Consider the following 15,229-nt stretch of genomic DNA (forward strand, 5'->3'; position numbering starts at 1 on the left):
GGCCGGTGGGGACCGGACGGGACAGGGCAATGTTGATGCGTACCCTATATCGAATGACGGGCCGGCTGCGCTTCGTGCGCATCCTGGCGATGGCGGTTGCTCTGGCTACGGGCGGGATGCTCACCTTGCCCGGCGCGGCCAAGGCGGGCAATGATGTGGTCTATGTCTCGTCGACCAAGAATGCGTCGATCAAGGTCGCCAAGGGCAAGCCCAAGACAATCATGACGAGCGCCGCCTTCTACCAGATCGTCATCGGCGATCCGGAGATCGCCAACGTCAACCCGCTGACCGACAAATCCTTCTATGTGCTGGGCAACAATCTCGGCACCACCGGCATCGCGCTGTTCGACGACAAAAAACAGCTTGTCGGCACCATCGACATCGAGGTGACGCTCGACACCGACCAGCTGGCCAGCACCATCCGCGCCAGCGTGCCGGACGCCAAGATCAAGGTCGGCTCGGCCAATGGCCGTGTCGTGCTGTCGGGCGAGGCCGATGACGCGGTGGCGGCGGACAAGGCAAGCAAGATCGCCAGCCGCTTTTCCGGCAATGAGGAAGTGATCAACTCGGTCAACATCTCGTCCTCGCAGCAGGTTCAGCTCAACGTCCGCTTTGTCGAGATCAACCGCCAGGCCGGCCAGGATCTCGGTGCCAAATACAGCGCCAATTTCGCCTATGGCCTCGGCGGGCGCGACGTCACCATCGATCCGGGAACCGTGCCGGCGGCAGGCACCGGCGAGATCATCGGCCGGCTGTTGTCGAACGGTGTGTCGATCGACATCGCCATCAAGGCGCTGGAAGAGCGCGGCCTCGCCCGGCGACTGGCGGAACCAAACCTTATTGCCCGTTCCGGCGAGACGGCGAGCTTCCTGGCCGGCGGCGAGTTCCCGATCCCGGTTTCGGAAGACAACGGCAAGATCTCCGTCACCTACAAGAAATACGGTGTCAGCCTGGACTTCACGCCGACCGTGCTCAAGGACGGGCTGGTCAGCCTGGACATCGCGCCGGAAGTCTCTTCGATCGATGCGTCGTCCTCCTACAACATCGGCACTATCTCCGTGCCGGGCTTCATCGTGCGCCGCGCAAGGACGTCGGTCGATCTCAAGAACGGCCAGAGCTTCATGATCGCGGGACTGCTGCAGTCGCAAAACGACATCACCACATCGCGCATTCCTGGCCTCGGCAAGATGCCGGTGCTCGGGGCGCTGTTCTCGTCGAAATCCTATCAGCGGCGCGAGACCGATCTGGTCATCATCGTCACGCCCTACCTGGTCAAGCCGGTCGATCCGTCGAAGAAGATGGCCGAGCCGACTGGCGGCACGCAGCCGGCCAGCAATGCCGACTATTTCCTCAACAACACCGAGGAAGTGAAGACGTCGGACAGCGGCCGCGCGCTGGCGCTGGCCGATGGCAACACCGCACGGACCGCTCCCACCACCACGGTCGGGCATTTCCTCGACCTGCCGAAGGACTGAAGCCATGCGACTGGTCCTGAGATCGAGCATCGCCTTGCTTCTTGCCGGTTTGGCCGGCGGCTGCACCAGCGACGATTATGTCCGCAGCGAAGGGGTGACGCCAGGCGCCGGCAACGCCCAGGCCGCCAATACCGTCATGCAGATGGTCGATCCGTGGAAATACGGCGTCCAGAACACCAGGCTTCTCGTGCCTGCCAAGCGTGGCGATGCCGGACCTGTCACGCCCGATCAGGCGGCGGGCGCGAAGGCATCTCAGCCGACCACGGGCACCTCGGGCAACTGATCTCAAAGGGCGATCGAGCCCGCAGGCTGACAAAAATGGCAAATGGCATCAAGACCCGGAAAATCCTGCTCGTATCGACGGACAGGACCTTCGTGCAGGACACGCGGACCGCATTCGCCGCCTCCGAGATCATCCAGCTCTCGACGGTGGAAAAGAATGTCATCGAATTGCGCGGCGAGATCCAGGAGACGGACTTCGGCGCCATCATCGTCGACATGGACGCGGCGAGGCTGGAGGAGGTCGAGTCGCTGCAGCGCATCATGCGCCGGCTGGAGGGCAAGGCGCCGGTGGTCGTGGTCACCCAGGAGTTCAACGCCGCTGCCGTGCGCATCCTGGTGCAGCTCAAGGTCGCGGACTTCCTGGTCAAGCCGATCACCACGGCCGATCTGGTGCGCTCGGTGGTGCGGGCGCTGCAAGGGCCGGGGCGTGAGGAAAACACCGAGTCGCAGATCTACACCTTCATGCCGGCCGCCGGCGGTGTCGGCACCACGACACTGGCGCTGCAGACCGCGTTCCAGCTGCATCATTCGGTGACGCGTGGCGCTTCGACCTGCGTGGTCGACCTGAATTTCCAGCAAGGTGCCTGCGCCGAATATCTCGACCTCGAGCCGCGTTTCGACATCACCGAGATCGAGAACCAGCCCGAACGCCTCGACCGGCAACTGCTCGATGTGATGCTGTCCAAGCATGCCAGCGGGCTGTGCGTGCTGGCGGCACCGACGCATCCCTCGGAGATGCGCTCGTTCAAGACCGATGTGGTGGTGCGCATGCTCGACCTCGTCTCGGCCTATTTCGACAATGTCGTCATTGACATGCCGCGCACCTGGTTTCCGTGGACGGAGACCGTGCTGCTTGGCTCCAACAAGCTCTACATCGTCGCCGAGATGACGGTGCCGTGCCTGCGCCACACGCAAAGGCTGATCCAGGCGGTCTATGAGACCGCCGGCAAGGAAGTGAAGCCGAACGTCATCGTCAACCGTTTCGAGCAGAAGATGTTCGACAATGGCATCAAGCAGGCCGACGTCCAGGAGATCCTCGGCGAGCATTTCGTCGGCGGTATCTCCAACAACTACCGGCTGGTGCGCGAGGCGGTCGACCGCGGCGTGCCACTGCACGAGATCGACCCCAATGCCAATGTCGTCAACGATTTGAAGAAGATCATCCTTCCGGAAGAGGCGGCCGCGACTGGCGCCAAGTCGAAGTCGCTGTTCGGTCTCGGCAAGGGCTTCTTGAGGAGGAAGGCCGGATGACCAGCCGTTTTTCCACCCTGCAGAACCGCGACGCGCGCCCGCTACGTCCGGCTGATACAACGCCGGTGGCACATCACGCGGTCGTCATCCCGACCAACCGGAAAGCCTCGCCGGCAAAGCCTGACGTCGCGCCGGCAAAGAGTGCCAACAAGGTGCTCGATGCACGCGTGCGCATTCACCGGATGCTGCTCGAAGAAATCAACCTCGTGGCGCTGGAGCGTTTGCCCAAGGAGGAGATGCGCCGGCAGGTGCATGATTTCGTTTCGGAAAAAACCCGCCAGGAGCGGATGGCGATCAACACCGTCGAACTCGAAGCGCTGGTCGACGATATCGTCGACGAGATGGTTGGCCTCGGTCCGCTCGAGCCACTGCTCAAGGACCCCGACATCAACGACATCCTGATCAACGGCCACCAGAACTGCTTCATCGAAAAGAAAGGCAAGCTGCAGCAGGTCCATATCCCGTTCAAGGACGAGGCGCATCTGCTTAGAATCATTAACAAGATCGTCGCCGCTGTCGGCCGCCGCGTCGACGAATCGCAGCCGATGGTCGACGCCCGCATGCTGGATGGCTCGCGCTTCAACGCCGCCATTCGCCCGGTTGGCGTCGACGGGCCGCTGGTATCGATCCGCAAATTCTCCAAGAACAAGCTCGGCCTGCACAAGCTGGTCGAATTCGGCGCCATCACCCAGAACATGGCCGAAGTGCTGGCGGCGGCGGTGCACGCCCGCAAGACGACGATCATTTCGGGCGGCACCGGCACCGGTAAGACGACGATGCTCAATGCACTGTCGGCCTTCATTCCCGAAGACGAGCGGTTGATCACCATCGAGGACGCGGCCGAACTTCAGCTGCAGCAGCCGCATGTCGCGCGCATGGAGACGCGCCCCGCCAACATCGAGGGCCATGGCGAGTTGAAGCAACGCGATCTCGTCAAGAACGCGCTGCGCATGCGCCCCGACCGCGTCATCCTCGGCGAGTGCCGCGGCGAGGAGGCTTTCGACATGCTGCAGGCGATGAACACCGGCCATGAAGGGTCGATGGCGACCATCCACGCCAACACGCCGCGCGATGCCATTTCGCGCCTCGAACAGATGCTCGGCATGACCGGCATGCCGATGACGGTGCAGTCGATCCGCAGCCAGATCGCCAGCGCCATCGACATCATCGTTCAGCTGACCCGGCTTTCCGACGGCAAGCGCAAGGTGACAAGCGTCGCCGAGGTGACCGGCATGGAAGGCGACGTCATCCAGACGCAGGAGATCTTCCGCTTCGTACGCACCGGCATGGATGCCGATGGCGGCATTCTCGGTCATTTCGAGGCGACCGGCATCCGGCCGCGCTTCCTCGAGGATATGCGCGCCATGGGCATCGAGTTTCCCGGGCGGTATTTCGAACCCGGCCGGCCGCAGGAGTAAGCCAGGTGTTCGATGGGCTGAGCGCGATCTATGTCGTCTACGCCGGAGCAGCGCTCACCGGCATCATGATCGCCGAGGCCTGTTATCTCCTCTATGCCGGCCGCAGTGACAAGCGCACCGCCATCAACCGGCGCATGAAGCTGCAGGAAAACAAGATCAGCCAGGAGCAGGTGCTGATCCAGCTGCGCAAGGAGCGCGGCCTCGACGCCGGCACCTCGCTGTTCTCGCCGGACCGGTTCCGCGCGCTGCGCACGCAGTCAGGCATGATCATGCCGCTGTCGAAATTCCTGATGATCACCTCGGGCGTGGCGATGGCCATGGCCCTGGTCGCCATCTGGTATGGCTTGCCGCTGCTGATGGGGCTTCTGCTGTTCGTCGTGCTGCTGCCGCTGCTGCCGGTGATGGTGATGCGCTTCAAGCGCAAGCGCCGGCTCAAGCGTTTCGGCATGCAGTTGCCCGAGGCACTGGAGCTGATCACGCGCGGCCTCAAGGCCGGTCACCCGGTGCCGGTGGCCGTCGCCATGGTGTCGCGCGAAATGCCCGATCCGATCGGCACAGAGTTCGGCGTCATCGCCGATGAAGTGACCTATGGTTCCGATCTGGTCTCGGCTTTGAATTCGCTGTTCGACAGGGTCGGTCATGAGGACCTGCCGCTGTTCATCACCGCCGTCTCGATCCAGTCCAGTTCTGGCGGCAATCTGCGCGAGATCCTCGACGGCCTGGCGTTGACGATCCGCGAGCGCGGCAAGCTGCGCCGCAAGGTGCGCGCCATCTCGACCGAGGGCCGCATGTCGGCCTACATCCTGACGGCGATACCGGCGCTGCTGTTTGCCGCCATCATGGCGCTGATGCCGGGCTTCTACCGCGATGTCTGGGGCGAGCCGAAAACCTGGTACCTGATCGGCGGGTCGGTCGCCTGGCTGATGCTGGGCAATCTGATGATGTTCAAAATGTCGAATTTCAGGTTCTGACATGCAGGGCTTCATCGAGTTCCTCGCCTCGCTTGCGCCGACCTCCCTGATACCGGTGGCCATCCTGCTTCTGGCGCTCGGCAGTGTCGCGGTTGCCTGGCCGATGGTCATGGCGAAGGGCGACCGCAACGAGGTGAAGCGCCGGCTCAAGGTCGACCAAAGTGCCGTGACCGCGAAGCCCGAGCCGCTGCAGAAGAAGAACACCGGCGTCGTGCGCGAGAAGGCGGTCAAGCGGGCGCAGGAATTCTACGCCAAGAGCGATCCGGAAAATGTCGCGCGGTTGCGCATGAAGCTGATCCAGGCCGGCTATATGGAGCCGCGCGCCGTCGGCACGTTCTTCATCATCCGCTTCTCGGCGCTGATCGGCGCCGCGTTCGGCGCCTTTGTCCTCAACCAGTGGATGGCCAGCGCCGAAGCGACGATGGCCAGCCGCTGGGCGTTCGTCATCCTGTCGGGCGTTGCCGGGTATTTCCTGCCTGGTCTGGTGCTGACCCAGAAGGTGCGGGAGAAGATGCGCGAATACCGCAACGGCTTTCCCGACTTCATGGATTTGATGATCGTCTGCTCGGATGCCGGCATGAGCATGGAGGCCGGCATCGAGCGCGTCTCGAAGGAGCTTGCCAAGACCTATCCGGCACTCAGCCAGAACCTGCAACTGGTGTCGCTGGAACTGCGGGCCGGGCGCAGCCTCGACGACGCGCTGAAGGCTCTCGCCGAGCGCCTCAGCCTGGACGAGGTCCGCTCCTTTGCCACGCTGCTGCAGCAGTCGAAGGAACTCGGCACCAGCCTGTCGGGCGCGCTGCGCGTCTTCTCCGACGAAATGCGCCATAAGCGCATGTCGCTGGCCGAGGAAAAGGCGCACGCCCTGCCGGCCAAGATGTCGATACCGGTGACGGTCTGCATCCTGCCGGTGGTGCTGATGATCGCGGTCATCCCGATCATCGTCAAAATGACGAACGGCCAGTTTCACTGATGTTCAGAGGCGCCGTGCGGTGAGTCTATACGGGGCGAAGAGGGATTAATGTGCACTGTCACCGTAATTCTCGAAGGAGCTCGCCAAGACCTATCCAGCACTCAGCCAGAATTTGCAGCTGGTGTCACTGGAACTGAGGGCCGGGCGCAGCCTCGACGATGCGCTGAAGGCACTCGCCGAGCGCCTCAGCCTGGACGAGGTCCGCTCCTTCGCCACGCTGTTGCAGCAGTCGAAGGAACTCGGCACCAGCCTGTCGGGCGCGCTGCGCGTCTTCTCCGACGAAATGCGCCACAAGCGCATGTCGCTGGCCGAGGAAAAAGCGCATGCCCTGCCGGCCAAGATGTCGATACCGGTGACGGTGTGCATCCTGCCGGTGGTGCTGATGATCGCGGTCATTCCAATCATCGTCAAAATGACGAACGGCCAGTTTCACTGATGTTCAGAGGCGGCCATGCAGTGAGTCTATACGGGGCAAAGAGGGATTAAAGTGCACTGTCACCGTAATTCCAAATGCCCAGACAATTGGCGACCTACGAGGATGGTTTGGCAACATTGCGGGTCACGGCGGGCTTGGGCTCGGTGGGTCTATGGACTACTTTACTGGAGATAGTCCTCATGGCCCGGTGACGGGCGGCGGCGCAACGGTAGGGGCTGCAGCAGGCGCATCATTTACCGCAGCAGGAACTTATACGACGGTCTACGATCCATTCGAATAATGGTGAAACATGCTCAAAAGGTTTAGATCTGCGTTGGTGGTAGCTATCGCTACTGCCTGGATAGCAGCCGTTGCCGCAAATACGCTACTAGACAATACATACGTAGGGTATCCAAGAGTTACTGATCCTGATAGGGGGCTAATTATCCCTTATAATGTCAAGGGTATTGTTGTTTATGTAACTTCTGAGCAGATGTATGTCTTATCTATTTTAAGACATGTCACAATAATATCTGGAATACTTATGGTTATGCTTGTCTTTATAAATTATTTCTTTCCTTTTAGAAAGAATGACAAACCCACTCGGTGATCTGTGTGCAATCGGCCATCAGGTGCTGGCAGAAAAAACCGTTCTTAGGTCTTAGCAATGCTGTCTCTGTTCCAGACAAGGGCGCTTCTGACGCACTTCAATCGCGCCAGGATGTTTTCCAACTGAGAATCCGAATTACGGTGAAGGGAATTGCCGGCAATTCGGCATTGCCAGTGGGAAGCAGGCGCGCCCGAACGCTTGGATGAGGTTTACGGATACTTGCAAACTCAGCAAATGCGAGTCGACAAATCCAGAGCCGGGGCCGACAACCATCATCCTGCCCGGACGCGGCCCTGCGACATGAGAACCCCATGCGAATACTGTTTCTTGCCCTCGGCCTCGCCGCCGCCGGCCTGTCGCCCGCCCTGGCCTCTGCCGACGATTGCGGCGATGCCGCTGCGCTGTTGCGGCAGGCTTATCCCACGGTTCAAAAAAGCGCCGACGGCCGCTCGTTCACGCTCGAGCCGCATACCAGCATCCCGCTCGCCGTCCCGCAGGACGGTATGCCGGGCCTGGTCTGCAAGGTCTGGCCTGCCCATGACGATCTGCTGCTGGTCGCTGTGCCGCTGATCGACAGCGTCCAATCCGTCGACGGCCAGCATGTTGGCGACATCGAGCTTCTGGTCGTCGACAGGAAGACCCTGCAGCCACGCCAGCGCCTGCTCCAGCCCAGGCTGATGAACGACGATGCCGTCGCCATCCGCGGCATCGAATTCGATACCGCCCGTTATGGGCTGGCGCCCGGTGTCACCGCCTTCGGCCTGCGCATCGACATGGCCAATCATTCGCAGCCCAATCCCTTCAACGAAACCGACCTGCGGCTCTACGCCCTCGCCGGCAATGCGCTGCAAGGGGTGCTCGACGGGCTTGCCGTGGCCGGCTTTGGCGGCGAAGGCGACACCAATTGCGCGGGATCCTTTCATTCGAGCCAGGTCAGCCTGGCGATGAGCCCGACGATCCATCGCGGCTACCACGACATCATCGTGGTCGAGCGGAAGGATACCGACGAGCCGGCTCCTGACAAGGATGGCGAGTGCCAGTCGCATCCCGGCAAGTCGGTGAGCCGGACCTACTGGCTGCGCTATGACGGCAGCCGCTATCCGGTTCCGGCCGCGCTCAAGGCAATGGACCCGCCGTGAGACCGCCGCTCACATCCGCTTGAAGCGTTGCCGCCCAGTGGTTAATGGCCGGTTTTCCTGGGCCCTAATCTTGGATGCATTTCGGCACCGAAGCTTAACGGCTGTGCTGTAGTGTCTTTCCCGAAGAACGACCCGGCAAATCGGGCGACGGGGCAGGGCATGCGTCAGACAAAATTTGCGGCGGTGGCCACGATGGCGGCCGTTATGATGATCACCGGGTGCACGACGAACACCAACGTCGACACGACCAAGACGACCGCGATCCAGCCGGCGGCCAGGGATGTCGACACATCCGATCTGGCGCAAGGCAAGGCGCAGTTTCGCGACGCCAATTATGGTCTCGCCGAACAGCATTTCCGCAAGGCCGTCGAGCTAAAGGCCGACAATGCCGAGGCTTGGATGGGGCTTGCCGCCTCCTATGACGAGCTCGGCCGCTTCGATTTTGCCGACCGCGCCTACGGCCAGCTCCTGAAGGTCGCCGGCCGCAAGCCGCAGATCGTCAACAATATGGGCTATTCGCAACTGTTGCGCGGCAACAAGAAGAAGGCCAGGGCGCTGCTGCTCGAGGCGAAGGCCGGCATGGCCGACCCGACGGTCGTCAACGCCAATCTCGCACTGCTGAACAAAGGCTGACGCGCGCTTGATCCTCGCGCCGGCTAAGGGCGCGATTTCCAGACAGGCGGTGTCGACGCTTTGTAAACCGTAACCGCAGCTTGGGTCGAAAGATCGGCTGAAAACCATGTCCGAGGGCAGCCGCTGACCTAGAATGCGGCGTAACCGCCGACGCTCGAGAGGCCCCCGCCCGATATGCTGGATTTCAGTTCGCTCCTGCTCGCGGCCGCGCTGTCGGGCACCTGCCTGGCCGTCACCATGTTTGCCATCTGGCTCACCGCGCCGCGGGCGCGTTTCGTGCTGACGGTGGCGTGCGGCATCCTCGTGCTTGTCGCGCATGTGACCCTGTTCTGGCGCTACACCAAGGGGCCTGATCCGCTGCTTTGCCAGATAGCGCTGGCGCTGCTCAGCCTGGGCTTCCTGATCATCTGCCTTTCGGCCATGCAGTATCTCGGCGTGCGGGACTACAGGCGTGCGACCGTGCCGACCCTTGCCGCCATGGCGATCTGCGCGGCCGTGACCTTCCTCGGCCTTGACGGTGTCGGCTTCATCGTCACCTACGCAACGGTCACCGTGCTCTTGTCGACGATCGGAGCCATGTTCTGGGTCAATGGCAGTCACGATCGCCGGATCCTGCTGGTGGTCTCGTTCCTGAGCGGCACCTGCGCGGTGTCGTTTGCGCTTTGCGGCGCGGTTCTGGTGGCCAAGGGGCAATGGACGCTCGGGGCGGCGCCCGACAACTGGGCCGAACGCCTGAATTCCGTCGTGGCGGTGGCCTGCATGACCGGCCTCGGCGCCCTGACGCTCTCGCTTCACCATCTGCAGGCACAGATCGAGTTGAAGGCCGAGACCATGACCGATCCATTGACCGGGCTGATGAACCGTCGCGGGTTGATGTCGCTGCACGGCGAGCGGCAGTTCGGCCCGTTCATGGCGGTCGTCATGTTCGACCTCGATCATTTCAAGAGGACCAATGACGTCTACGGTCACCCGGTCGGGGACCAGGTCCTGTGCCGCTTCGCCGCCGTCATCCGGAAATATGCCAGGACCGGTGTCGACGCCTTTCGCCTCGGCGGCGAGGAGTTCGCCATCGTCATGTCGCGGATGACGGAAGAGCGCGCCTATGATCTCGCCAGCAAGATCGGCGTTGCCTTTGGCACCGAAGTCGTTGCCACCCCGCACGGTCCGTTGCGCAGCACGGTCAGCGGCGGCATCGGCTTTGGCGGCGCCGACGGCAGCAGCCTTGACGAGGTGCTGGCTGAGGCGGACGCAGCACTCTACGCGGCCAAGCGCGCCGGCCGCAATTGCGTCATCAGCCGCAAAAGGATCGGCAAGGCCGAACCGGTCAAGCCGGCCTTGCGCTCAGCGTAGTTATTCCGCCGCTCCCAGATAATCAGACAGCGGCGGGCAGGAGCAGACCAGATTGCGGTCGCCGGCGACATTGTCGATGCGCGACACGGGTGGCCAGTACTTGGCCGCCGTGTCGGCGTCGCCGGCGGGATAGGCCGCTTCCAGGCGCGAGTAGGGGTGGTTCCACTGACCGGCCAGCGTTTCCGCCGCGGTGTGCGGTGCGTTGACCAGCGGGTTATCGGCCAAAGGCCATTCACCCTTCGCCACTTTCGCCGCTTCGCCCGCAATGGCGATCATCGCCTCGCAGAAACGGTCGAGCTCGCGCTTGGGCTCGGATTCCGTCGGCTCGACCATCAGCGTGCCAGCGACCGGGAACGACATGGTGGGCGCATGAAAACCGTAGTCGATCAGGCGCTTGGCGATGTCGTCGACGCTGATGCCGGCGCTCTCCTTGAGCACGCGGGTGTCGAGGATGCATTCATGCGCGATGCGATCGTGCCGGCCCTTGTAGAGCAGCGGGAAGTGCGGCGCGAGGCGGGTCGCCACGTAGTTGGCCGAGATGATGGCGGTCTCCGTCGCCTGCTTCAGGCCGGCGGCGCCCATCATGCGGATATACATCCAGGTGATGGGCAGGATGGAGGCGCTGCCGAACGGTGCCGCCGACACGGCATGCGCCGAGCCCTCGGTAACATGGCCCGGCAGATAGGGTTTCAGGTGCGCCCTGACGCCGATCGGGCCGATGCCGGGGCCGCCACCGCCATGCGGGATGCAGAAGGTCTTGTGCAGGTTCATATGGCAGACATCGGCGCCGATATCGGCGGGCCGGGCGAGCGCGACCAGCGCGTTGAGGTTGGCGCCGTCGAAATAGACCTGGCCGCCATGCTCGTGAATGAGCGCGCAGAGATGGCGGGCGCCTTCTTCATAGACGCCGTGCGTCGAGGGATAGGTGAACATCAGCGCGGCGAGATTCTTGGAATGCTCGTTGGCCTTGGCCCGCATATCGTCCATGTCGATGTTGCCGTCTTCCAGGCAGCGCACGACGACAACGCTCATACCAGCCATCGCCGCACTTGCCGGATTGGTGCCATGCGCGGAGGAGGGGATGAGGCAGACGGTGCGATGGCCTTCGCCGCGCGAGCGGTGATAGGCACGAATGGCGAGCAGGCCGGCATATTCGCCCTGGCTGCCGGCATTGGGCTGCAGGCTGACCGCGTCGAAGCCGGTGATCTCCGACAGCCAGCCCTCCAGTTCGCCGATCATGGCGCGATAGCCGGCCGAATGGCTGGCCGGCGCGAAGGGATGCAGATTGGCGATGCTTGGCCAGCTCACCGGCATCATTTCGGCCGCCGCGTTGAGCTTCATCGTGCAGGAGCCCAGCGGGATCATGGAGCGGTCGAGCGCCAGATCCTTGTCGGCCAGCCGACGCAGCAGGCGCATCATGTCGGTTTCCGACTTGTTCTCGTTGAAGACCGGTTGCGTCAGAAACTCTTTTCCACGCGGCTTGCCGGGAACGGTGCGGTCGGCCGAGGGAGCGGCCTTGGCGCCGAACAGGGAAGCGATCGCGTCGAGATCGGCATCCGTCGAGGTCTCGTCGAAGGCGATGCCGACATGGTCGGCATCGAGGACGCGCAGCAGCCGGCCGGTCTTTTCGGCGGCTTCAGCGATTTCAGCGGCCTTGCCTTTTACCTCCACCGTCACCGTGTCGAAACGGCTGGCACCGAGCACCGACACGCCCGCCGCCTGGAGGCCGCCTGCCAGACGGTTGGCCAGCGCGTGGATGCGCCCGGCAATCGCCTGCAGGCCGGCGGGGCCGTGCCAGATGGCGTAGGCCGTCGCCATGTTGGCGAGCAGCGCCTGCGCGGTGCAGATGTTGGAGGTCGCCTTGTCGCGGCGGATGTGCTGCTCGCGCGTCTGCAAGGCCAGGCGATAGCCGGGCCGGCCCTTGCTGTCTGTCGACTGGCCGACCAGGCGGCCGGGCATCAGTCGGGTCAGTCTGTCGGAGACGGCGCAATAGGCGGCGTGCGGGCCACCAAAGCCCATCGGAACACCAAAGCGCTGCATCGGGCCCACCGCAATGTCGGCGCCGAGCTTCGCCGGCGCGTCTGTCAGCGTCAGGCCAAGCGGGTCGGCGATGAAGACGACCAGAGCGCCGGTGGCGCGTGCCTTGTCGATCGCTGCCTTGTGGTCGCCATAGACGCCAAACGTGTCGGGCCAGGAGACGAGCAAAGCGGCCGTGTTGTCGTCGATCGTCTCGCCGTCGATCTCGATGCCGAGCGGTTCGGCGCGGGTGCGCACGACATCCAGGGTCTGCGGGTGCGGCGTGCCGGCGAACGCCACCTTGGTGCGCTTGTCGCGGTGGTGGCGAAGCGCAATGCCGACCGCTTCGGCGACGGCGGTTGCCTCGTCGAGCAGCGAGGCGGACGCCACCGGCAGGCCGGTCAATTCGGTGACCAAGGTCTGGAAATTGAACAGCATTTCCAGACGGCCCTGGCTGATCTCGGCCTGATAGGGCGTGTAGGCCGTATACCAGGCCGGATTCTCGAACTGATTGCGCTGGATGACCGGCGGCACATGGACACCGTGATAGCCGGCGCCGATGAAGCTCTTCAGCACCGTGTTCTTCGCCATCGTAGCCGACAATTCGGCCAATGCCTCGGCCTCGCTGGCTGGCGCCGGCAAGGTCAGCGGCAGGTCCAGGCGAATCGACTGCGGCACGGCCTGGCTGATCAGCGTCTCGACGGAGGGAACGCCGATCACGGCAAGCATGGCCCGGACGTCGTTGACACCAGGACCGATATGGCGGGCCGAGAAGGGGGTGAGTGCTGTGGTCATCATCTCTGGTCCTGATTTCAGGCGATATGGGCTTTGTAGGCGGCCTCATCCATGAGGCCGGCGAGCTGGCTTTCGTCGGCAAGCTTCATCTTCCACAGCCAGCCGGCGCCGGTTGCGGCCGAGTTGACCAGCGACGGGTCGGACGACAGCGTGCCGTTGGCCTCGGTGATCTCGCCGTCGACCGGCGCGTAGACGTCCGAGGCCGCCTTGACGGATTCGACCACGACGGCTGTATCGCCCTTGGCAAGCTTCTTTCCGGTCTCCGGCAGTTCCACGAAGACGAGGTCGCCGAGCTGCTCCTGGGCGTAATCGGTGATGCCGACGGTGGCGATGCCGCCTTCGACGCGGAGCCATTCGTGATCGGCGGTGAAATAGGTCGTTGCCATCGGGATTATCCTTTGCGGTAGCGATGAGGAGTGAAAGGCAAGGGGTTGATTTCGATCGGGATTTTTGTCCCGCGAACATCGGCGAACAGTTTTGTGCCGGGCTTTGCCAGCGCTGTGGCGACATAGCCCATGGCGACCGGATGGCCAGCCGAGGGCCCGAAGCCGCCTGACGTGACATGGCCGGCGGGATTGCCGTCGGCGTCGAACAGAGCAGCACCGGCGCGCACCGGCTGGCGGCCCTCGGGTTTCAGGCCGACACGCTTTTGCGCCGGGCCGCGTTCCACGGCGGCGCGCAAGGCATCGGCGCCGATGAAGGCGCCGGACGCGCGGATCTCCTTGGGGATCGCCCACATCAGCGCGGCGGCGGCAGGGTCGGTCTCCGGCGTGATGTCCTGGCCATGCAGGCAAAGCCCGGCCTCCAGCCGCAGGCTGTCGCGCGCGGCAAGGCCGATCCACAGAACGCGCTCGTCTTCGAGCAGCTTCGCGACTAGGGCGCGCGCATCGGCTTCAGGCAGGCCGATCTCGAAACCGTCCTCGCCGGTATAGCCCGACCGGCTCATGAACCAGTCTTTCCGCGGTTCGACCCCGTGCATGAACAACAGCGAGCCGGTCTCGATGCCGGCGCGGGACAGCACAGCCCAGGCCTCGGGTCCCTGGATGGCCAGGAAGACGCGGTCGAGCGGTTCGACCTTCACATCGAAATTCGTGGCCAGCTCACGCAGATGCTTTTCGTCGGCGACGGCGTTGCCGGCATTGGCGACCACCATGAACCTGGTATCGCCGAGGCGGGTGACGATCAGGTCGTCAAGGATGCCACCTGCCTCATTGAGGAAGAAGGACAGTTTCGACTGCGAGATTTCGAGCGCGCCGGCATCCAGCGGGCAAGCGCGGTTGAGCAGCGCAACCGCTTGCGGTCCGCTGACCTCGAACAGCTTCATGTGCGAGATGTCGAACAGGCCGGCATGCTCGCGGGTGTGCAGATGCTCCTTCATGACGCCGGCCGGATAGGTCAGCGGCATCGACCAACCGGCAAAGGCGCCGAAGCGCGCACCGGCGGCTGTGTGGATATCTTCGAGGGGAAGGTGTTTTGAGTCGTCGCCCGTCATGTCGTCTCCAGAGTCGCACGCAATCGGCCGCGAATGGCGACCAGTCCGTGCCCCTCTGTCTGAAGCCTGAGAGACTCGCGCAGCCGGAACTCTGTCAGCGGCGCTTACACCTTCGGCGCGGGGGCAAGCCCCGACTTTCCAGAGTGTCTTTCCCGTCTACGGTTCTTTTGCCTGAGAGATTTCGGGCGATTTCCCCTTCGGCGGCAGCTCTCGCTGCTCTCTCCCGCAAACAGGTAGGACTCAGAACTGAGCCCTCGACGCGCCATCCATAGCCTGTCGGCGACACCTTGTCACCTCCCAGCGACATCAAAGGTGCGTTGATATTCAGGTGAGGCCGGCCTGCAAATGGCTGATACCTGCGCTTCCCCGTTCTATTGCGTCGCAATAGAACTGTGCTCACGTACGAAAA

At 63.2% G+C, this 15,229-nt stretch carries 12 protein-coding genes, 1 pseudogene and 1 riboswitch; of the genes and pseudogenes, 10 read left to right on the top strand and 3 right to left on the bottom strand.

What is annotated here, in order from left to right:
- Nucleotides 1-29 precede the first annotated feature (29 nt).
- The 10 genes and pseudogenes from JN279_RS21170 to JN279_RS21215 all read left to right on the top strand — a co-directional run bounded on the left by JN279_RS21170 (nt 30) and on the right by JN279_RS21215 (nt 10,517).
- Nucleotides 30-1,475 carry a type II and III secretion system protein family protein gene (locus JN279_RS21170; protein WP_202350156.1) on the top strand — a complete coding sequence of 482 codons (1,446 nt, stop codon included), beginning with the start codon at nt 30-32 and terminating at the stop codon, nt 1,473-1,475.
- A gap of 4 nt (nt 1,476-1,479) precedes the next feature.
- Nucleotides 1,480-1,758 (top strand): hypothetical protein, encoded by a 279-nt coding sequence (locus JN279_RS21175; RefSeq protein WP_202350157.1) that lies wholly within the window; start codon nt 1,480-1,482, stop codon nt 1,756-1,758.
- A 35-nt stretch (nt 1,759-1,793) separates the two neighbouring features.
- Complete coding sequence (locus tag JN279_RS21180) at nt 1,794-3,008, top strand: AAA family ATPase (protein WP_202350158.1); 1,215 nt, start codon at nt 1,794-1,796, stop codon at nt 3,006-3,008.
- Nucleotides 3,005-4,426, top strand: a complete 1,422-nt coding sequence (locus tag JN279_RS21185; RefSeq protein WP_096446574.1) for a CpaF family protein — start codon at nt 3,005-3,007, stop codon at nt 4,424-4,426. The genes JN279_RS21180 and JN279_RS21185 overlap by 4 nt, the downstream gene beginning before the upstream one ends.
- A 5-nt stretch (nt 4,427-4,431) precedes the next feature.
- The gene (locus JN279_RS21190; protein WP_202350159.1) at nt 4,432-5,397 is read left to right on the top strand and encodes a type II secretion system F family protein; all 966 of its coding nucleotides are present in this window, start codon (nt 4,432-4,434) and stop codon (nt 5,395-5,397) included.
- Nucleotide 5,398: 1 nt separating this feature from the next.
- Complete coding sequence (locus JN279_RS21195) at nt 5,399-6,370, top strand: type II secretion system F family protein (protein WP_096446570.1); 972 nt, start codon at nt 5,399-5,401, stop codon at nt 6,368-6,370.
- Between the two features lie 70 nt (nt 6,371-6,440).
- Nucleotides 6,441-6,806 (top strand): annotated as a pseudogene (locus JN279_RS21200) (type II secretion system F family protein); the annotation flags it as partial.
- Between the two features lie 900 nt (nt 6,807-7,706).
- On the top strand, nt 7,707-8,534 hold the full coding sequence (locus JN279_RS21205; protein ID WP_096446568.1) for a hypothetical protein: 828 nt from the start codon (nt 7,707-7,709) through the stop codon (nt 8,532-8,534).
- A gap of 159 nt (nt 8,535-8,693) precedes the next feature.
- The gene (locus tag JN279_RS21210) at nt 8,694-9,167 is read left to right on the top strand and encodes a tetratricopeptide repeat protein (RefSeq protein WP_096446566.1); all 474 of its coding nucleotides are present in this window, start codon (nt 8,694-8,696) and stop codon (nt 9,165-9,167) included.
- Between the two features lie 174 nt (nt 9,168-9,341).
- Entirely contained in the window at nt 9,342-10,517 is a 1,176-nt protein-coding gene (locus JN279_RS21215) for a GGDEF domain-containing protein (RefSeq protein WP_202350160.1), read from the top strand.
- Here JN279_RS21215 and gcvP read toward each other — a convergent pair whose 3' ends face one another.
- From gcvP to gcvT, 3 genes are read right to left on the bottom strand one after another with little or no spacing between them, the layout of a single operon-like run.
- Nucleotides 10,518-13,331 (bottom strand): aminomethyl-transferring glycine dehydrogenase, encoded by a 2,814-nt coding sequence (gcvP, locus tag JN279_RS21220; RefSeq protein ID WP_202350161.1) that lies wholly within the window; start codon nt 13,329-13,331, stop codon nt 10,518-10,520.
- Nucleotides 13,332-13,345: 14 nt separating this feature from the next.
- Entirely contained in the window at nt 13,346-13,714 is a 369-nt protein-coding gene (gene gcvH, locus JN279_RS21225; RefSeq protein WP_096446562.1) for a glycine cleavage system protein GcvH, read from the bottom strand.
- Nucleotides 13,715-13,719: 5 nt separating this feature from the next.
- Nucleotides 13,720-14,820 carry a glycine cleavage system aminomethyltransferase GcvT gene (gene gcvT / locus JN279_RS21230; protein ID WP_202350162.1) on the bottom strand — a complete coding sequence of 367 codons (1,101 nt, stop codon included), beginning with the start codon at nt 14,818-14,820 and terminating at the stop codon, nt 13,720-13,722.
- A 149-nt stretch (nt 14,821-14,969) separates the two neighbouring features.
- A riboswitch (glycine riboswitch) is annotated at nt 14,970-15,056 on the bottom strand.
- Nucleotides 15,057-15,229 lie beyond the last annotated feature (173 nt).

The sequence above is a fragment of the Mesorhizobium sp. 113-1-2 genome (assembly GCF_016756475.1).
In the GTDB taxonomy this organism is placed as follows: domain Bacteria; phylum Pseudomonadota; class Alphaproteobacteria; order Rhizobiales; family Rhizobiaceae; genus Mesorhizobium; species Mesorhizobium loti_C.